The organism is Streptosporangium sp. NPDC048886, assembly GCF_055586905.1.
The window spans coordinates 178,624-195,876 of sequence record NZ_JBVJHH010000014.1; the positions used below are offsets into that span (position 1 = coordinate 178,624).

Below are 17,253 nucleotides of genomic sequence, written 5' to 3' on the forward strand. Positions count from 1 at the left end.
ACGGGCGCGGGGCCCGGCCCCGGCGTGAGAACGGGTGCGGGGCCCGGCCGCCGGGGCCGGGGCACGCGGTGGCGGGCGGCAGGCTCTCGCTGAGTCCATTTCATGGCATAAAATGGCTGATTCGTGCGTTCTGAACGGATGCAGGTAATGACCGCATGGCGGCCGCTATAGGCGGTATCTACCCCGGTCGAAGCCCACCACGACGGTGCGCTCCCGGACCGGGCGGCGCTCCGTCTGGACTCCGACGGAGAGTGATGAAGTCCTACCTTGCCGTGCTCGGTTCCCCCGGTGCCTGGCGTTTCCTCGTCCCCGCGTTCCTCGCGCGCCTGCCGTACGCCATGTTGCAGCTCGGCATCCTCCTGCTCGTGCAGTGGTCGACCGGCTCGTACGGCGCCGCCGGGATCGCGGCCGCGGCCGCGGCCGTGGCGCAGGCGCTGGCCGGGCCGCAGACCGGGCGGCTCGCCGACCGGTACGGCCAGCCGAAGGTGCTCATCCCGCAGGTCGCCGTGCACGCCGTCGCGCTGGGCGCGCTGCTCGTGCTCGCCTCCGCCCACGCCCCGGCCCTCCCGCTGGTGGCGGCGGCGGCGCTGGCCGGCGCCTCGGTGCCGCAGGTCGGCTCGATGGTCCGGGCCCGCTGGGCGCACCTGCTGGGGCGCTCGGAGCGGTTGGGCACCGCCTTCGCCCTCGAATCCATCACCGACGAGCTGACCTTCACCCTCGCCCCGGTCCTGCTGGTGGCCCTCTCGACGGGCTTCTCACCGGTCTGGGCGCTGCTGACGGCGCTGGTCATGGTGGTGGCCGGGACGCTGGTGTTCGCCGCGGTCCGCGGGGGCGCCCCGGAGCCGATACCGGTCCGGGTCCGCTCCCGGCGGGGCGTGCTGCGCCTGCGCGGCGTGGCCGTGCTCGCGGTGGCCTTCGTCGCCCTCGGCACCGTCTTCGGCAGCCTTCAGGTCGGCATCACCTCCTACACCGCCGCGCTCGGCCAGGCGGCCGCCGCCGGGCCGATCTACGCGACCTTCTCGGGCGCCAGCTTCGTCGGCGGCATCCTCTACGGCGTCGTCCGATGGCGGGTCGGCGCCCCGGCCCGGCTGGCCGTCACCGTCGGCCTGCTCTGCGCGACGACGGCCGCCCTGACGCTCGCCGGATCCATCCCCCTGCTGTACGGCGGGGCGGCCATGGCCGGGTGCGTCATCGCCCCCGCCGTCATCACCGGCTACACCCTGGTCGAGACCCTCGTCCCGGCCGAGGTCAGGACCGAGGCGTTCACCTGGCTCAACGGCTCCATCGGCCTGGGCATCGCCACCGGCGCGGCGGTCGCCGGGCAGTTGGTGGACCGGGTCGGCGCCCCGCTGGCCTTCGTGGTCCCGCCGGTCACCACCGGCCTGGCGGCCCTGCTCGTACTGGCCTTCCTGCGCCGGTTGCGGCCCGCGACCGGCCCGTTCCCGGCCCGCGAGCTGGTCACCGCCTCCTGAGGTCCGGCCGCCCGTCCCTGGGGTCCGGCCGCCCACTGCTGAGGTCCGGCCGCCCGGCTCCTGCCGTGCGCGGGGCTGGGGGCGGCGGAGACCTCCTCCGGGTCCGCGTGCAGAGAACAGCGTGCAGAAAACAGGAAGGGACCGCCGGTGGGCGGTCCCTCGGGAGCCCGGGGCTCAGGCCTGGGCGGCCTGGCGGGCGCGGCGGGCCTCGCGGCGCTCGACGAAGCGGGAGGCGGAGACCTCCAGGCGGGCGAGGAAGTCCGACAGCTCCTCGCGGGCCTTCTCGCCCTCGGAGTCGAGGTCCTTCATGTCGAAGACGGCCCACTGGCGCAGGACCGGCATGAGGACGTCGTCGAGGTGCAGGCGCAGGTCGTAGATTCCGGCGTTGGCGATGGTCATCGCCTTGCGGGTGAAGCCCTCGATCCCGGTGCCGGGCATCTGGAAGGTGGTCACCACGTCGGTGACGGCGCGCATCGTCTGGCTCGGGGTCAGCTGGAAGGCCGCGTTGAGCAGGTTGCGGTAGAAGAGCATGTGCAGGTTCTCGTCGGCGGCGATCCTGGCGAGCAGGCGCTCGCAGTTGGGGTCCTGGGACGCCTTGCCGGTGTTGCGGTGGGAGATGCGGGTGGCCAGCTCCTGGAAGGAGACGTACGCCAGGGAGTGGAGCACGCCCTCGTAGGAGTTGGTGAACCCCTCTCCCATGTGCGTCATGCGGGCGCGCTCAAGCGCGACGGGGTCGACCGCGCGGGTGACCGTCAGGTAGTCGCGGATCGCGGTGCCGTGGCGGCCCTCCTCGGCGGTCCAGCGGTGCACCCAGGTGCCCCACGCGGCGTCGCGGCCGAAGGCCGTGGCGATCTCGTAGTGGTAGCTGGGGAGGTTGTCCTCGGTCAGCAGGTTGACGATGAGGGAGACCCGCGCCTCCTCGGGGAGCTTGGAGTCGGTCTCGACCCACGCGTCGCCGCCGAAGACGCCGTCGTAGTCCCTGCCTTCGGACCACGGGACGTATTCGTGGGGGAACCATTCCTTGGCCACCTTGTGGTGACGGTCCAGCTCCCCGGCGACAACGGGCTCAAGCTCAAGCAGCAGCTCGGTCTGGCTGAACTCTCGCATATGGCTTCTCCCTCACTGACTACGGAACCGTAACCTACGTTAGCGTAGGTAAAGCGGGGGTCGGTAAGCGGGATATGTCACCTTTGTTACTGCCTGGTAGGGTTCCCGTGCTCCGGGCGGCCAGGAACACCAGAGCCGCCCCGGCCGGCAGCAGCAGGCGTTCGACCAGGCCGTGGTAGTCGGAGCCGCCGATCAGCTCCGCGGCCGGCGAGCCCGGGCGGACGGCCAGGAACACGGCCAGGAGCGCCACCGACAGCACGCTGAGGGCCGACAGCGCCGGACTCCGGAACCGGCGGCCCAGCATCCAGCCCGCGCAGGGCAGCGCGGTGAAGACCACCGCCGCCGACCAGCTGTGGATCTCCCCGTCGGCCGGGGTGGGACCGGGGGCCGCGTCGGCCGGGAACACCGCGGTGAGCAGCAGCCCCAGGGCGCCGGCGACGGACAGGACGCGGGCCGCGGCGCTGCGCGCCGGGTCCACGCGTGCCAGGCCGTAGGCGACCCACAGGCAGGCCATGGCCAGCATGATCGTGCCGCCGGTCATGGCCCAGACGCGGGCGTCGAACGGCGTGGGGCCGCCGACCGGGTCCCTGATCGGATCCACCGGGCCGGCGGCGGCCACGTGCGCGTAGGCCGTCAGGGCCAGAGCGGCGACCGCCCCCGCCATCCCCGGCCAGCGCCGCACCGGGGCCGCGGCCGTCGCGGGCCGGTGCCGTTGCGGGTCCGCCGTCGTTGCGGGCGGGCGCCGTGCCGGGGCCGTGTTCACCACGCCGCCTCCTCGTGGATCGCTCCGGGCCGGGCCGGGGAGGCCGGGTGGTCATGGGCCGACGCCCCGGACCGCTGCGGTGCGCTCCGGGGCGCGGAGCGCGGCGGTCCCGGCGGCGCCAGGCCGGCGGCCACTGCAGTCATGCGCACTCCTCTCATCTCTCATCGCGGGTGAAGACATGGCGGGACGGTCCGGACGTCTCGCGGAGGCGTCCGGGGCGGCCCTCCGGTGGACCAGTGGCAGCGTCCCGTGCCCGGCGGTGCCGGAGCCATAGGGGGTCTGCCCTGACTTGGAGGAGAATTCCCTGATATCAAGGTCAGGGCAGTTGACCGGCTGACTTCGATTATCATAGTTTCGCGGGCATGGATCTGGTCGGAGCCTGGCGACTGGTCGAGTGGCGGATCACCCACCCGGGCGGTCGGACCTCCCACCCCTTCGGCCGCGACGCGGTGGGCCTGCTCTGCTACACCCCTGACGGCCACATGAGCGCCACCATCGCGCGGGCGGGGCGCCCGCCGCTGCCCGGCGCCGGTCTCTCGCAGGCCTCGCCCCAGGAACGGGCCGAGGCGGCCGCGTCGTTCCTGTGCTACTCGGGCCGCTACGAGATCCGCGACGGCCACGTGGCCCACGACATCGAGATGGCGCTCAATCCGGCGCTCTCCGGGGTCACCCGGATCCACGAGGTGAACTTCGCCGGCAACCGACTCATCCTGGCCGCCGCCGACAACGGCAGGTGGCACACGCTGATCTGGCGGCGGGCCTGAGCGCGGCGGCGGTCAGTCGCGTAGGCCGGCGAGGGCCCGCTCCGGCTCCCCGGCGCCCCGGCCGCGCCGCACGTGCCGGACCGCCTCGACCACCGCGGTGATCGTCAGAGCGATGCCCAGGCCGAGCAGCAGACCCTTTACCGGGTCGTTCTCGAAGGCCGCGCCCCCCACGTAGCCGATCAGTCCTGAGTAGAGCGCCCAGGAGACGGCGGCGACGGCGTCGAAGAGGGCGAACGAGCGCCGGGGGTAGGCGACCGCGCCCATGGTGAGGGTGCAGGCGGTCCGGCCGCCGGGGATGTATCGGGCCACCACCAGCACGAGCCCGCCCCGTTCGGCCAGCGCCTTCGACGCCCAGGCGAACGCCTTGCCGCTGCGTCTGCCCTCGCGCAGCCGGTTGCCGGTGGTGTGTCCGATGGCGTAGGAGACGTGGTCGCCGGCGAACGCGCCCAGCGCCGCCACCGCGATCACCAGCGCGAGGTTCGGCGCGCCGGTGGAGGCGGCGAACACCCCCGCCGTGATGACGGCCGTCTCGGCGGGCACCACGGGGAAGAACCCGTCGAGCATCGCCACCGCGAACAGCGCCAGATAGATCCAGGGCGAGGTCATCACATTGTGCAGGGCGTCGAGGATGGCCTGTGTCACAGCAGCTCCTACGGGTGTGGGGGAGATCTCCTACAGCACGTTGACGGCCCGCCGCTCTCCGGGCATCGGGGGCGGCCCCGGAAGCCGGCGGACCTTGCCCCTGAGATCCCTCAGGGATCCGTCTCCTCGAACCTAGGGAGCGGACAGGGGACGGCACATCGCGCGATCGGACGCCTCGACCCCCTACTTTCGTCAGGGGAGGTCTGCTACCTCCGACCGAGACGCGTGGCCGTGGCGGCCTTGTAACGTCACAGGCGTGATGAGACGGATCCGGCGGTCAAGCCGGCGGGAGGTCCGGCGCGACCTGTGGCTGTGGGTTCTGCTGTGCCTGCCGGTGGCCGTGGCCCCGGTCGTCCCTCCCCGGTGGGAGCCGGCCACCGGCTGGGCGTCGCCGGGCTGGGCCGCCGCCGAGGTGGTCGTGCTGGGGGCCGCCGTGCTCGTGAGCCGCGGGGCTCCGCCGGTGGCCATGCTGCTCGTCCTGGCAGCGGGCTCGTGGAACGTCAGCGAGGGCCTGGCCACGGTCCATCTCTGGCAGCTCGACGACCCGGTCAAGGTGTGGCCGCTGAACACGCTGACCCCCGCGATCATGGTGCTCGCCTACCTGGCCGGCCGCCGGACGGCCGATCCGCGTCCCGCGACGCTGGCCTTCGCCGCGATCCTGGGCGTGGGCGCGCTCCTGAGCACGGCCTCCTCCTGCGGTCCGCGGCCCGACGCCGTGACCACGCAGTTCTGGATCCCCGCCCTGTCGGGTGTCCTGCTGTCCGGCCTGCTGCCGTGGGGGGTCGGCCGGCTGGCGCAGCGCCGCGCCCGCGAGCGGAGCCTGGTCGTCGACCAGGCGCAGCTCCGCGAGCGCAACCGCATCGCCCAGGACATGCACGACTCCCTCGGCCACGACCTCGCGCTCATCGCCCTGCGCGCCGCGGCCCTGGAGATGGCCCCCGACCTGCCCGAACGGCACCGCAGAGCGGTCGGGGAGCTCCGCGAGGCCGCCGCCGACACCACCGAGCGCCTGCGCCGGGTCATCGGCGTGCTCCGCGCGGGCGACCAGGCGCCGCTGACCCCGTCGCAGGAGAGCGTCGCCGAGATCGTCGACCGGGCGCGGGAGTCGGGCGTGCGGGTGGAGCTGCGCGGCGCGGAGTCGCTGCGCGACCACACGGCCTGCCGGGTCGTGCAGGAGTCGCTGACCAACGCCACCAAGCACGCCCCCGGCTCCGCGGTGACGGTCGAGGTCCTCAGGTCCGCCGCCGAGATCACGGTGAGCGTGACCAACCAGGCGGCCCAGACGGCGCCGGCCCGGCTCCGCGGCGGCGGGCTGGGTCTGATAGGGCTGCGTGAGCGGGTGCGGCTGGCGGGCGGCACGTTCGAATCAGGACCGAAGGGCGGCGGCTTCCAGGTCGTCGCGCGTTTCCCCCACGAGGATGGAGCGACGTGATACGGGTGCTGCTGGCCGACGACGAGGTCATGATCCGGGCCGGGGTGCGGGCCATCCTGGCCGCCGACCCGGAGATCGAGGTGGTCGCGGAGGCGGGCGACGGCCGGCAGGCGGTCGAGCTGGCCCTGAGCCACCGTCCCGACGTCGTCCTGCTCGACATCCGGATGCCCCGGATGGACGGGCTGGCGGCGGCCGCCGAGCTGCGCCGGGCCGCGCCCGGCACCGCCGTGCTGATGCTGACCACCTTCGGCGAGGACGACTACATCGCCCGGGCGCTCGGCGAGGGCGCCGCCGGGTTCCTGCTCAAGTCCGGCGACCCGCGTGAGCTGCTGGCCGGGATCCACGCGGTGGCCGACGGCGCCGCCTATCTCTCGCCGCGCGTCGCCCACCGGGTCATCACCGAGCTCGCCGGCGGCCGGATGACCCGGGCGGCGGCCGCCCGCGAGCAGGTGGCCGCCCTCACCCCACGCGAGCGCGACGTGCTGGCCCTGGTGGGGGAGGGGCTGTCCAACGGGCAGATCGCCCGCCGCCTCTACCTGGTGGAGGGGACCGTCAAGGCCCACATGAGCGCGATCCTCACCCGGCTCGGGGCGCGCAACCGGGTCCAGGCCGCGATCCTCGCCCACGAGGCCGGGCTGCTCGGCTCAGTTGAGCCGCCAGATGGCGAAGTTCAGTGAGGCCGCGTAGGTGACCCAGAGCAGATAGGGCACCAGGAGCCAGGCGGCCGCCCGGCTGATCGGCCGGAACAGGACGACGGTGGCCACGATCGCCGCCCAGAGCACGACGATCTCGGCGAAGGCCAGGCCGTACCGGCCCGCGCCGAAGAACAGCGGGGTCCAGGCCGCGTTGAGGGCGAGCTGGGCGGCGTAGACCCCGAGCGCGGAGGTCCAGCCCCGAGCCGACCAGGCCAGCCAGCCGGAGATCGCGATCATGATGTAGAGCACCGTCCAGGCCGGGCCGAACAGCCACTGCGGCGGCGCCCAAGGCGGCCGCTCCAGCGCCAGATACTCGCCGCCGGCGTCGACCGCCGACAGTGATCCCACCGCCGCCACCAGCACCAGCGCGGCGGCGAAGACCGGCAGCCCCGCCCAGCGTTTCGGTTGTTGCGCGATGACCATGAAACCTCCCTGCCCTCTCCTTCGTGCACCTACCCCCGGCCGGTTTCGCCCCGGGGGCTTCCCCCGGTCTCCGGGACCCGCCTCCCACCCCCGTGCGGGGGAGGCGGATCCCCACGCGGGGGGAGGAGCGGGGGGAGGGGGACGGGAAGAGTCGCGGGCATGACACGAGTGAGCGACGACACGCGGGCAGGGGCCCTCCAACTGACGGCGACCGCGGTGGCCGTCGCGGGCACGCTGCCCTACCTCACCCTCAAACTCACCTGGCTGACCGGGGGCTCGGCCGGCATCGACGACCCGGCGGTGCTCCAGGACGGCGGCTTCTTCGGCCTCAACCTGCTGACCTTCGGCCTGGACGCGGTGGCGCTGCTGGTCGCGCTGGCCTTCGTCCGGCCCTGGGGACGCCGGATCCCGGCCGGGCTGATCCTCGCACCGATGTGGGTGGGCATCGGCCTGCTGGCCTCGCTCGCGGCCGTGGTCGTGCCGGCCTTCCTCGTCGGCCTGTTCACCGGCGGCCCGCTCCCCGGCAGTGGCCCGGTGGCCGGATGGGTCTTCGCCGTGGTCTACACCGGCTTCGTCTGCCAGGGGCTCGGGCTCGTCGCCGGTTTCGTCCACCACGCGCGCCTGCGCTGGCCCGGCGTGTTCACCCGGCGGACCTCGGACGGCCCGGCGGGGCCGACGCTGGAGCTGCAGACCTTCGTCGCCCGGGGGGCCGTGGCCGTCGCCGTGGTCCTGGCGGCCTTCAACCTGTGCTGGCTCCTCGGCGTCCCCCTCGGGCTGCCCGCCGGGGCGCTCACCGGCCGTCCCCCCGCCTCCTGGCTGCAGAACGCGGTGAACACCGTGCTGCCGGTCGCCGGGGCGGCCGGCCTGCTGACGGTCGTCCGCCGCAGGTCCGGGCGGCCGCTCTGGATGCCGGTGGCGCTCGCCTGGCTCGGTTCGGGCGGCATGTTCGGCTGGTCGATGTGGGGGCTGCTGGTCACGCTGACGCCCAGCGCCTTGAGATCCGGCGGCTCCGGCGGGGGCGCGCTGGAACTGGTGACCCTGTTCACCGTGCTGGCCGGTCTGGTCATCGGCCTGGCCGGGGCCTTCGCCCTGGTCGAGCGCGAGCGCTCCTAGCCGGGCGAGCCCCGTTCCGGCCGGGCGAGCCCCGTCCGCCGCCGGAGCCGCCCGGGCGCGTCACGCTCGCGCTTCCGTCCGCGGCCGGAGCCCGCCGGGCGCGTCACGCTCGCGCCTCCGCGTGCCGCCCGCTCCGCCGGGCGTCCGGACCGAGGCAGGCCCGCACCAGTTCGGGGACCAGCCCGGCGAGCAGGTCGTTGTCCTGCGGCCGCCCGGGCTCGTACTCGGTGACGCCGAGGCCCACGATCTCGAAACGCTCCGCCAGGGCGGCGACCCGGGCGACGAGCTCCGCCGGGAGAAGCCCGCCCGGCTCGGGGACGCCGACGGAGGCGAACACGCCCGGGTCGAGCACGTCGAGATCGACGTGGACGTACACCGCTCCGGCGCCGGTCTCCGCCACCGCCTCGACGAGGCCGGCCAGGTCCGCCACGCCGAGGTGGGTGATCCCCGCAGCGCGGACGTAGTCGCGCTCGGCGGGATCCAGCGCCCGCACCCCGGCCAGGACGAGCCGCTCCGGCGGGAGTGGCCGGTCGGGCACCAGCTCCGGCGGGCCGTCACCGAGCAGCGTGCGCGCCACCATGCCGTGGAAGGCCCCCGAGGGGGACGAGGCGGGTGTGTTGAGATCGCCGTGAGCGTCGAACCACACGACCGCCAGCCGCTCGCCGTGGCGCCGTGCCGCCGTCGCGATCGGTCCGAGCTCCACCCCGCAGTCCCCGCCGACCGTGACCGTGAAGCGCTCCCGCGCGTGGGAGAGCGCCGCGCGGGTCCGCTCGGCGGTCTCCGCGAGCGTCGGGCCGACCCGCACGGTGACCCGTTCGGCGTCGGGGACCATGGCGGCCAGCAGCGCCGCGCCCTCGCCCAGCCGCGAGGCGGTGGCCGAGGACGACCCCTGCCACTGCGGCACCTCCACGACCGTCACCCCGGGCGGGCCCGGCTTCTCCTGTTGCATCTCCGCAGTCTCGCCCGGTCGACCCGGCGAGGTCCACTCCGGGGTCCTCGCTCGACGCGCCCGCAACCGGGACAAGCACCCGCGGGCCGCCGTCGCGCCGCGCGGTCCGGGCCCTCCTCGCCCCGCCCCCGCGGCGCGCTCCTAGGCGGGGGCCGGGTCGTGGTGCAGGCGGCGCAGGACGCGGCGGAAGGCGTAGACGGAGACGGCCACCGCCAGGCCGCTGATCAGGGCGACGACCGAGGTGCGGACCAGCAGGTAGGTGCCGACCGACTGGTGGACCAGCAGCCAGATGCTCACCGCGGAGTTGACCAGCAGCACGAAGGCCCACAGCAGGGTGATCCGGGCGAAGAACCGGCGGACCCGTTCGTGCTTCAGCACCGCCGTGGGCAGATGGATGTAGTCGAGGGTCAGCTTCTGCACCAGCGGGCGGTTCAGCCGCACCGAGGCCAGGAAGACGATGCTGATGCAGATCGTGCCCAGCTCCGGCTGGAGGAGGAAGAGCTTCATGCTCCCGCTCCACAGGGCCAGCAGCGCCCGCACGGTGATCGCGATGGCGGCCAGGACCATCGTCCCCGGCACCGGGACCCGCCGGATCAACCGCCATCCCACTCCGGCGTACACCCAGCTCACCGCGGTGATCAGCGCGCCGTGCTCGCCGAGGACGGCCAGCGCGGCGTAGAAGACGGCGAGGGGGGCGATGACGCCTTCCAGGACCTTCGGCACCGCCTGCCGGGCCAGGACGGTGAGACGGGGGAGGACGACGGGTGGATGGCTCATAACGCTCCACGGGACGGTGGAATGACCGGCGCTGGGTCCGCGCCTACCCCGACAGGGGACTGTCAGACCTGTCGGATCCGACGTATGGGCGCACGGCGAGGCCGTCCGGTGTCGGCGGGCCACTTACCGTACCCGAACCGAATGCATGCCTTCCCTATAACCTTCCAAGGCCGTATGGCCCGCCCGCTCCCGCCGCCGGCCGCACGGCCCGGCCCGCCCTGGTGCCGGCCGTGAGGGGCGACGGCCCCATGGGAAGTACGGTGTGGCCGTAACGGTTAGGAAACGGGAGCTTTCCCGATGACGTCCGGTCCGAGACGATTCATGCATGGCAGTGCGCGCGCACACGTCCGACCGGTCAACCGAGGGTGTCGCGAATGTGGCGGCCCAGCTCGTCCGCTGGCCCGATCTGGCACTGAAACGCACCCGCAGGGGGATCGGTTTCCGGACCAGCGGCCGGGAGATCGTCAGGATGTCGGGGGATCACACCGCGGAGCTGCTGCTCACCACGGCCGTGATCGACCGGTGGGCCCGGGTGCTCACCGACTGCCGGCGGGTCACCCCCGGCCGGGACGCCGGGTGGGTGACCATGACGATCGAGGGCAAGGCCGACGCCGACCTGTTCCTCTCGCTCGTCAGCGTGGCGATCAAGGTCAACCAAGCGTCGCGGTAGCGAGCCGCGCGCCGAAGCCGATGAACAGCGCGCCCACCCCCGAGGTCAGCCCGGCCGACAGCTTGCGGCGGGCCCGGAACTGGTGGGCCAGGTAGGTCCCGCCGAAGATCAGCATCGACAGGTACAGCACGCTGAACAGCTGGCAGATCGCGCCCAGGATCAGGAACGACAGCGCGGGCGTGCCGTAGCCGGGGTCCACGAAGTTGATGAAGAACGCGATGAAGAACAGGATCGCCTTCGGGTTCATCAGGCTGATCACCAGGGCCTTGCGGAAGGGGTTGTCCGCGCTCGGCTCCGCCGCCGCGACGGACTCGGCGGTCCCGCCCGCCCGCCAGGAGCGCCAGGCCCCCCGCAGCATCTGCAGCCCCATCCACGCCAGGTAGGCGGCTCCGATGTATTTGACGACGTTGAACAGGATCGGCGTCGACCGCAGGAGCGAGGCGGCCCCGGCGGCGGCGAGCGCCATCAGGATGGTGTCGCCGAGGAAGACCCCCATCGCGCCCCGGTAGCCCTGCCGTACCCCGCGCTGCGCGGCGGTGGTGAGAACGTAGAGGGAGTTGGGACCGGGCAGCAGGATGATGAAGAAGGCGCCGGTGACATAGGTCCATATATCGGTTATGCCGAAGAACATAGTGGTGCTCCAGGGGGCGTTACGGGATCCGTATCACGGTACTCCCCATGGCGGACACGGGGTCCGGCCGGTGCCCGCGACCGCCATCTGCCCCACCAGGCGACCCGGGCCCGCCGACCTCCCCGGTCCACCCGCCTGGCCGGTCAGGCCAGGCGGGGCTCCGACGGCCCGCGCCGCGCTCGCGGCGCCGTCGCTCAGCCGCCGTGCAGGACCGCGCGCAGCCGGGGGGCGAATCCGTCGGGGTCGTCGGAGAAGGCGATGTGGCCGCCGGGGAAGGCCGTCGGCGCCGTGCCGAGCGCCGCGGCGAGCGCGGCTGACGTGCGGTCGCAGAGCTGACCGGCCGACTCGACGCCGACGCCGACCACGACGCGGGTCGGCCCGGCGCGCAGGGCGGCGATGTCGGGCTCCCAGCGGGTGGTCGCGCGCATCTCGTGCAGGAACCAGAAGCGCTCGTCGGCGACCTGCTGCGGATCGGGCTCGTCCGGCGCCGCCACGGGCGCGCCGGACTCCTCGGACTCGGGCATCACGATGTTGGCGTTGACCATGAACTTGGCCCAGGCGCCCGCGACGTCGCCGGAGACGTAGGTGGCGATGATGTCCTCGACCGCGGCGTCGCGCTCCTCCCGGTCGTCGAGCAGGCGGTTGAGCGGGGGCTCGTGCGCGATCACGGTGTGCACCTGCCCGGGATGGGCGACGGCGAGCGCCAGCGCGCTGACGGCGCCGCCGCTGGAGCCGAAGACCGCGGCCGGGCCGGCGTCGAGGTGGGTCAGGAGCCGGGAGAGGTCGTCGGCGCGCATCTCCGGGGTCGAGTCCTGGTCGGGGTCGTCGAGGGGGCTGCGGTTGAGGCCCCGCGGGTCGGTGGTGAGCACGGTGTGGTCGGCGGCGAGCAGGTCGGCCAGCGGCGCGAAGAACGTGGCGTTCATCGGGGCGCCGACGAGCACCACGAGGGGGCCCTGGCCCCGCACCTCGTAGTGCAGCGTGGCGCCCGGGACCTTGAGGGAGCCGGAGGTGACGGTCGTCGTGCGGTTCATCGGAATCTCCTGCGACGGTGCTGCGGTGCTCGGTCGGAGAAGGGACTCCCGCCGTGGGGCAGAATCGTCGCTCGTGAGCGAAGTTTTTTCCGCACGGCCCGCCGGCCCGGCCGCGGAGGGTGCCGAGGACCCCGACCTGGCCCGGGCGCGCGAGGGGGACGACGCCGCCTTCACCCGCCTGGTCCAGCCGTTGCGCCGGGAGCTGCACGCCCACTGCTACCGCATGCTCGGCTCCACCCACGACGCCGACGACGCCCTGCAGGACGCCCTGCTGCGGGCCTGGCGGGGGCTCGCGCGCTTCGAGGGGCGCAGCTCGCTGCGCTCGTGGCTCTACACCGTGGCCACCCGCACCTGCCTGGACACCATCGAGACCCGCGGCAGGCGGGCCCTGCCGGTCGACCTCGGCCCTTCCAGCGACCGCACCGTGGTCGGCGACGTCCCGCTGACCGAGGTCGCCTGGCTGGGGCCCTACCCCGATGCGGGCCTCGGCGACGGTCCGGCCGGCCCGGGCGCGCGCTACGAGCAGCGCGAGGCCGTCGAACTGGCCTTCGTCGCCGCGCTGCAACACCTGCCGGGCAACCAGCGGGCGGCGCTGCTGCTGTTCGAGGTCCTCGGTTTCTCCGCCGCCGAGATCGCCACCATGATGAGCACCTCGACCATGTCGGTGAACTCCGCCCTGGCCCGGGCCCGCAAGGTCGTGGCGGAGAAGGTCCCCTCCGTCACCCAGCAGCAGACGCTGCGCCAGATCGACGACGCCCGGGTTCGGGAGATCGTCGCCGGCTACTCCGCCGCGCTGGAACGCGGCGACGCCGACGCCCTGGTCGCGCTGCTCACCGAGGACGTCACCTGGTCGATGCCGCCGCTGGGACACTGGTACCACGGCCTCAGGGCCGTCACCGACTTCGCCGTGCAGATCCCGCTGACCAGATGCGGGAACTGGCGGCACCTGCCGACCAGTGCGAACGGCCAGCCCGGCGTGGGCTGCTACCTCTGGAACGACGGCGCCGGCGCGCACCTCGGCTGGTCGATCAACGTGCTGACCCTGCGCGGCGAGCGGATCGCCGAGATCACCTCGTTCGTCGGCGCCGACCACTTCGCGTCCTTCGGGCTGCCCGCCTCACTGCCCTGACCCGGGACGGCCCCCGCGACGACGGGCCGGCCGCCGCGTCGACGGCCGGTCACGCCGGCGACCGCGTCCGCCGTCCCGCCGGCGGGCCCGGTTCAGCGGCCGTCGGCCAGCGGCTGGACCCGGTGGGGGACCACGGTGGACAGGGTGATCACCGTGCTGCTCCGCCGTACTCCGGGGATGGCCAGGGTCTGGTCGATGATCTGCTGGATGTGCTCGTGGTCGCGTCCGGCGATGCGGCACCAGACGTCGCCGGGGCCGGTGACGATGTGGGCTTCGAGGACCTCGGGGATGGCCGCGAGGGCGGTGGAGATGTCGGCGCGGGAGATCTGCTCCACCTCAAGGGTGGTGAAGGCCTGCACCGGGTAGCCCAGGGCGCGCGGCGACAGGTTGGGGCCGAAGTCGGTGATCACGCCGTCGGCGACCATCCGGTCCAGGCGGGCCTGGACGGTGCCCCGGGCGACGCCGAGGAGGCGGGAGATCTCCAGCAGGCCGGTCCGGGGGCGCTCCCTGATCAGCTGGAGCACCTTGCGGTCGAGTCCGTCCAGGCCGTCCCTCCGAGCTGCCAATCTGTCCACCTCCGGAGTGCGGTCCGTACCCGATACTGGCAATCTGCCAGCGGATCGGCCGCGCTGTTGCCCCGCTTATGGCTGCGATTCAGACTACGCCTGCATATATGTCAACTATGGAGGCGATCGTGGCGCGGGAGCATTCCCATCCGTTCATCCCGTACCGGCCCGTGCGCTACCCCGAGGGCGAGATGGTGACGCGGGGCCGGGAGTTCTACGAGCACATGGACCTGCGCCGGAGCGTGCGGTTCTTCAGCGACGAGCCGGTGCCGCGCGAGTGCGTGGAGCTGGCCGTCCGGACGGCCAACACCGCGCCCTCGGGGGCCCACCAGCAGCCGTGGAAGTTCGTGGTGATCGGCGACCCGGAGACGAAGAAGCGGATCAGGGAGGCGGCCGAGGTCGAGGAGCGGCAGAACTACGAGGGCGGGCGGCTGACCCCCGAGTGGCGCGCGGCCCTGGCCCACCTGGAGACCGGTTCGGACAAGGGCTACCTCGAAACGGTGCCGTGGCTGGTGGTCTGCTTCGCGGAGAAGTACGGCGTGCGTCCCGACGGAGCCAGGGTCAAGCACTACTACGTCAACGAGAGCGTCGGCATCGCCTGCGGGTTCTTCATCGCCGCCCTGCACGCGATGGGCCTGTCCACGCTGACCCACACCCCGAACCCGATGGCTTTCCTGACCGACATCTGCGGGCGCCCGGGCAACGAGCGGCCCTACATCCTGTTCCCGATCGGCTACGCGGCCGACGACGCAGAGGTCCCCGACCTGGTCCGCAAGCCCCTGTCGGAGGCCATGGTCTGACGTCCGGCGCGGCGGAGGCACCCCGCGGCGGGCGGCCGCGCGGGGCCTCCGCCGCCGTCGCCGCCTCCGCGACACCAGGCCGCGCGGGGGGTGGAACGTGCCCAGCTGGGTCGTTGAAACCTGGAGTTTTTGGGCCTTGTGGGGAAAGTCTGTCAAGGCTACGATCGCGACAACTCTTAGGAAACTTTCCTAAAAGAAATGTCCAAGGGGAGCCTCCATGGCCCGTCCGCCGCCGACCGACCGGATTGCCAGCTGCGGAAACCCGACGACGGCAGTCGTCACTGCCTGAAGTCCGACCGTCCGGACGCCTCATCCCCCCGAGTTCCCCTCTGATGGGAGCGATCATGCGGCGCGCCCTCCCCTTACTTGTCCTGACTGCCCCAGCAAGCCCCCTTCCCGCGCCACTCCCACCAGGCGGAGCCGGCGCCGCGGGCGCCTCCGCCATCCCCGCCCCGCCGCCGGGACGGGCGGGCACATAGGGCCGGCGACCCGTCCGGGGCGATGTCCCGAGGGGACCGGTGACGGCGGCCCCTCACCACCGCGCCGGGCACGGCCGCGCTGATCCACGGCGCGCTCCCGCCCTTCCTGCGGGGCCGGGACCGTGCCCTACCCGCCGTACGGCTCGCGCCTCGCCTCCTCGTTCTCCCCGAGGAGCACCCCCCAGGGGGTGCGAGCCGTACGGCCACCCCCCACCGAATCCATGAGGTCAACGTGAAATTTTGCGTCATCGCTCGATCTCTCGTCGCCGTGGCGGCCCTCATCCTGGCGATGATGGCCGCGGTCCCCGCCCAGGCCGCCTCGGCCTCCGCCACCTTCGTCAAGGTCGGCGACTGGGGCTCCGGCTTCGAGGGCAAGTACACGATCAAAAACGACTCCACCACGGCCCTGACGAGCTGGAAGGTCGAGTTCGACCTCCCGGCGGGGGTGAGCGTCGGATCCTTCTGGGACGCCACGCTGACCCGCAGCGGCCAGCACTTCACCTTCGCCAACGTCGGCTGGAACGGCAGCGTCCCGGCCGGCGGCAGCGTCAGCTTCGGCTTCCTCGGCACCCCCGGCGGAGCGGTCGCCGTACCGACCGGCTGCAAGCTCAACGGCGCCGACTGCGGCGGGAGCGGGGAGACCGCGCCCGGCAAGCCGGGTTCGGTGACGGCGACGGGCGGGGCGAACAGCGTCGCGCTGTCGTGGGGGGCCTCCAGCGGCACGGTGGCCGGTTACCGGGTGTATGAGGGCGCGGTGTTGAAGGCCACGGTGACCGCTACGACGGCGACGGTCTCCGGTCTGGGGGTGTGCGAGGCGCACACCTACACCGTCGCGGCCTACAACGGCACGGGTGAGGGTCCCAGGAGTGACCCGGCCGGCGCCACCACCACCGGCTGCCCCGACAACCCGCTGCCCAAGCACTTCCTCACCGGCTACTGGCACAACTTCGACAACCCGGCCGTCGAGCTCAAGCTGTCGGCGGTGCCCAACGAGTACGACCTGGTCGCGATCGCCTTCGGCGAGTCCACCACCACCCCCGGCGAGGTCGTCTTCAGCGTCGACCCCGGCCTGTCGGCCTCCCTCGGCGGCTACACCGACGCCCAGTTCAAGGCCGACGTGCAGACGCTCCACTCGCGTGGCAAGAAGGTCATCCTCTCGGTCGGCGGCGAACTGGGCCGCGTGCAGGTGGCCAGCGCCGCCGCGGCGACGAAGTTCGCCGACTCCGTCCACGCTCTGATGCAGAGCTACGGCTTCGACGGCGTGGACATCGACCTGGAGAACGGCCTCAACGCCACCTACATGGGCCAGGCGCTGCGGGCGCTGCGCGCCAAGGCGGGCGCGGGCCTGATCATCACGATGGCCCCGCAGACCATCGACATGCAGTCCACCGGCGCGGAGTACTTCAAGCTCGCGCTGAACATCAAGGACATCCTCACGGTCGTCCACACCCAGTTCTACAACTCCGGCTCGATGCTCGGCTGCGACCAGATGGCCGCCTACTCGCAGGGCACGGTCAACTTCATGACCGCGCTGGCCTGCATCCAGCTGGAGAACGGCCTGCGCCCCGACCAGGTGGCGCTCGGCCTGCCCGCCGGACCCGGCGCGGCCGGCGGCGGGATCGTCGCCCCCTCCCTGGTGAACCAGGCACTGACCTGCCTGGCCACCCGGACCGGCTGCGGCAGCTTCGTGCCGCCGCGCGCCTACCCCGAGATCCGGGGCGCGATGACCTGGTCGATCAACTGGGACGCCTCGAACAACTGGAACTTCTCCAGGACCGTCAAGCCGCATCTCGCGACTCTCCCCTAGGAA

At 73.0% G+C, this 17,253-nt stretch carries 19 protein-coding genes; 9 read left to right on the forward strand and 10 right to left on the reverse strand.

Annotated elements, in window-relative coordinates:
• Positions 1-254 precede the first annotated feature (254 nt).
• Positions 255-1,472 (forward strand): MFS transporter, encoded by a 1,218-nt coding sequence (locus ACZ6R6_RS19600; protein ID WP_470095161.1) that lies wholly within the window; start codon positions 255-257, stop codon positions 1,470-1,472.
• A 174-nt stretch (positions 1,473-1,646) separates the two neighbouring features.
• On the opposite strand, the gene ACZ6R6_RS19605 is transcribed toward ACZ6R6_RS19600, so the two are convergent.
• From ACZ6R6_RS19605 to ACZ6R6_RS19615, 3 genes are read right to left on the reverse strand one after another with little or no spacing between them, the layout of a single operon-like run.
• Positions 1,647-2,579 (reverse strand): acyl-ACP desaturase, encoded by a 933-nt coding sequence (locus tag ACZ6R6_RS19605; RefSeq protein WP_470095163.1) that lies wholly within the window; start codon positions 2,577-2,579, stop codon positions 1,647-1,649.
• A 34-nt stretch (positions 2,580-2,613) separates the two neighbouring features.
• Positions 2,614-3,345, reverse strand: a complete 732-nt coding sequence (locus ACZ6R6_RS19610) for a DUF998 domain-containing protein (protein WP_470095165.1) — start codon at positions 3,343-3,345, stop codon at positions 2,614-2,616.
• On the reverse strand, positions 3,339-3,485 hold the full coding sequence (locus ACZ6R6_RS19615) for a hypothetical protein (RefSeq protein WP_470095167.1): 147 nt from the start codon (positions 3,483-3,485) through the stop codon (positions 3,339-3,341). Before ACZ6R6_RS19615 ends, ACZ6R6_RS19610 begins: the two co-directional genes overlap by 7 nt.
• 219 nt (positions 3,486-3,704) lie before the next feature.
• Between ACZ6R6_RS19615 and ACZ6R6_RS19620 the strand changes: the two genes are divergently transcribed.
• Positions 3,705-4,106: a lipocalin-like domain-containing protein gene (locus tag ACZ6R6_RS19620; protein WP_470095169.1), complete on the forward strand. Its 402-nt coding sequence runs from the start codon at positions 3,705-3,707 to the stop codon at positions 4,104-4,106.
• Positions 4,107-4,118: 12 nt separating this feature from the next.
• Here ACZ6R6_RS19620 and ACZ6R6_RS19625 read toward each other — a convergent pair whose 3' ends face one another.
• Positions 4,119-4,748 carry a DedA family protein gene (locus ACZ6R6_RS19625; RefSeq protein WP_470095171.1) on the reverse strand — a complete coding sequence of 210 codons (630 nt, stop codon included), beginning with the start codon at positions 4,746-4,748 and terminating at the stop codon, positions 4,119-4,121.
• A 259-nt stretch (positions 4,749-5,007) separates the two neighbouring features.
• Here ACZ6R6_RS19625 and ACZ6R6_RS19630 point away from each other — a divergent pair, with 259 nt between their 5' ends.
• Positions 5,008-6,180 (forward strand): sensor histidine kinase, encoded by a 1,173-nt coding sequence (locus ACZ6R6_RS19630; RefSeq protein ID WP_470095233.1) that lies wholly within the window; start codon positions 5,008-5,010, stop codon positions 6,178-6,180.
• Positions 6,177-6,857 carry a response regulator gene (locus ACZ6R6_RS19635; RefSeq protein WP_306856669.1) on the forward strand — a complete coding sequence of 227 codons (681 nt, stop codon included), beginning with the start codon at positions 6,177-6,179 and terminating at the stop codon, positions 6,855-6,857. The genes ACZ6R6_RS19630 and ACZ6R6_RS19635 overlap by 4 nt, the downstream gene beginning before the upstream one ends.
• Here ACZ6R6_RS19635 and ACZ6R6_RS19640 read toward each other — a convergent pair.
• Positions 6,825-7,298: a TspO/MBR family protein gene (locus ACZ6R6_RS19640; RefSeq protein WP_470095173.1), complete on the reverse strand. Its 474-nt coding sequence runs from the start codon at positions 7,296-7,298 to the stop codon at positions 6,825-6,827. The genes ACZ6R6_RS19635 and ACZ6R6_RS19640 overlap by 33 nt on opposite strands.
• 159 nt (positions 7,299-7,457) lie before the next feature.
• Here ACZ6R6_RS19640 and ACZ6R6_RS19645 point away from each other — a divergent pair, with 159 nt between their 5' ends.
• The gene (locus ACZ6R6_RS19645; RefSeq protein WP_470095175.1) at positions 7,458-8,411 is read left to right on the forward strand and encodes a hypothetical protein; all 954 of its coding nucleotides are present in this window, start codon (positions 7,458-7,460) and stop codon (positions 8,409-8,411) included.
• 103 nt (positions 8,412-8,514) lie between these two features.
• Here the strand turns inward: ACZ6R6_RS19645 and ACZ6R6_RS19650 are convergent, their stop codons facing one another.
• A complete protein-coding gene (locus ACZ6R6_RS19650) occupies positions 8,515-9,360 on the reverse strand; it encodes an arginase family protein (RefSeq protein WP_470095177.1) in 846 nt (281 codons plus the stop codon).
• Positions 9,361-9,501: 141 nt separating this feature from the next.
• Complete coding sequence (locus ACZ6R6_RS19655) at positions 9,502-10,137, reverse strand: VC0807 family protein (protein WP_470095179.1); 636 nt, start codon at positions 10,135-10,137, stop codon at positions 9,502-9,504.
• Between the two features lie 325 nt (positions 10,138-10,462).
• Between ACZ6R6_RS19655 and ACZ6R6_RS19660 the strand changes: the two genes are divergently transcribed.
• A complete protein-coding gene (locus ACZ6R6_RS19660; RefSeq protein WP_306856674.1) occupies positions 10,463-10,807 on the forward strand; it encodes a luciferase domain-containing protein in 345 nt (114 codons plus the stop codon).
• Here the strand turns inward: ACZ6R6_RS19660 and leuE are convergent.
• Together leuE and ACZ6R6_RS19670 are read right to left on the reverse strand one after the other, a co-directional pair.
• Positions 10,788-11,438: a leucine efflux protein LeuE gene (gene leuE, locus ACZ6R6_RS19665; protein ID WP_306856675.1), complete on the reverse strand. Its 651-nt coding sequence runs from the start codon at positions 11,436-11,438 to the stop codon at positions 10,788-10,790. The two genes, ACZ6R6_RS19660 and leuE, sit on opposite strands and share 20 nt — an antisense overlap.
• A 194-nt stretch (positions 11,439-11,632) precedes the next feature.
• Complete coding sequence (locus ACZ6R6_RS19670; protein WP_470095182.1) at positions 11,633-12,469, reverse strand: alpha/beta fold hydrolase; 837 nt, start codon at positions 12,467-12,469, stop codon at positions 11,633-11,635.
• A gap of 73 nt (positions 12,470-12,542) precedes the next feature.
• Here ACZ6R6_RS19670 and ACZ6R6_RS19675 point away from each other — a divergent pair, with 73 nt between their 5' ends.
• A complete protein-coding gene (locus ACZ6R6_RS19675) occupies positions 12,543-13,598 on the forward strand; it encodes a sigma-70 family RNA polymerase sigma factor (RefSeq protein WP_470095184.1) in 1,056 nt (351 codons plus the stop codon).
• Positions 13,599-13,690: 92 nt separating this feature from the next.
• Here ACZ6R6_RS19675 and ACZ6R6_RS19680 read toward each other — a convergent pair whose 3' ends face one another.
• Positions 13,691-14,164 (reverse strand): Lrp/AsnC family transcriptional regulator, encoded by a 474-nt coding sequence (locus ACZ6R6_RS19680; protein ID WP_306856678.1) that lies wholly within the window; start codon positions 14,162-14,164, stop codon positions 13,691-13,693.
• Between the two features lie 107 nt (positions 14,165-14,271).
• Between ACZ6R6_RS19680 and ACZ6R6_RS19685 the strand changes: the two genes are divergently transcribed.
• Positions 14,272-14,964 carry a nitroreductase family protein gene (locus ACZ6R6_RS19685; protein WP_470095186.1) on the forward strand — a complete coding sequence of 231 codons (693 nt, stop codon included), beginning with the start codon at positions 14,272-14,274 and terminating at the stop codon, positions 14,962-14,964.
• A gap of 711 nt (positions 14,965-15,675) precedes the next feature.
• A complete protein-coding gene (locus ACZ6R6_RS19690; protein WP_470095188.1) occupies positions 15,676-17,250 on the forward strand; it encodes a chitinase in 1,575 nt (524 codons plus the stop codon).
• The last annotated feature ends 3 nt before the right edge of the window (positions 17,251-17,253 follow it).

Coding starts and splice junctions, on each gene's coding strand:
- ACZ6R6_RS19655 (WP_470095179.1), bottom strand. CDS start 10,137: ATGAGCCATCCACCCGTCGTCCTCCCCCGTCTCACCGTCCTGGCCCGG.
- ACZ6R6_RS19630 (WP_470095233.1), top strand. CDS start 5,008: ATGAGACGGATCCGGCGGTCAAGCCGGCGGGAGGTCCGGCGCGACCTG.
- ACZ6R6_RS19620 (WP_470095169.1), top strand. CDS start 3,705: ATGGATCTGGTCGGAGCCTGGCGACTGGTCGAGTGGCGGATCACCCAC.
- ACZ6R6_RS19660 (WP_306856674.1), top strand. CDS start 10,463: ATGGCAGTGCGCGCGCACACGTCCGACCGGTCAACCGAGGGTGTCGCG.
- ACZ6R6_RS19685 (WP_470095186.1), top strand. CDS start 14,272: ATGTCAACTATGGAGGCGATCGTGGCGCGGGAGCATTCCCATCCGTTC.
- ACZ6R6_RS19640 (WP_470095173.1), bottom strand. CDS start 7,298: ATGGTCATCGCGCAACAACCGAAACGCTGGGCGGGGCTGCCGGTCTTC.
- ACZ6R6_RS19645 (WP_470095175.1), top strand. CDS start 7,458: ATGACACGAGTGAGCGACGACACGCGGGCAGGGGCCCTCCAACTGACG.
- ACZ6R6_RS19650 (WP_470095177.1), bottom strand. CDS start 9,360: ATGCAACAGGAGAAGCCGGGCCCGCCCGGGGTGACGGTCGTGGAGGTG.
- ACZ6R6_RS19600 (WP_470095161.1), top strand. CDS start 255: ATGAAGTCCTACCTTGCCGTGCTCGGTTCCCCCGGTGCCTGGCGTTTC.
- leuE (WP_306856675.1), bottom strand. CDS start 11,438: ATGTTCTTCGGCATAACCGATATATGGACCTATGTCACCGGCGCCTTC.
- ACZ6R6_RS19605 (WP_470095163.1), bottom strand. CDS start 2,579: ATGCGAGAGTTCAGCCAGACCGAGCTGCTGCTTGAGCTTGAGCCCGTT.
- ACZ6R6_RS19670 (WP_470095182.1), bottom strand. CDS start 12,469: ATGAACCGCACGACGACCGTCACCTCCGGCTCCCTCAAGGTCCCGGGC.
- ACZ6R6_RS19615 (WP_470095167.1), bottom strand. CDS start 3,485: ATGACTGCAGTGGCCGCCGGCCTGGCGCCGCCGGGACCGCCGCGCTCC.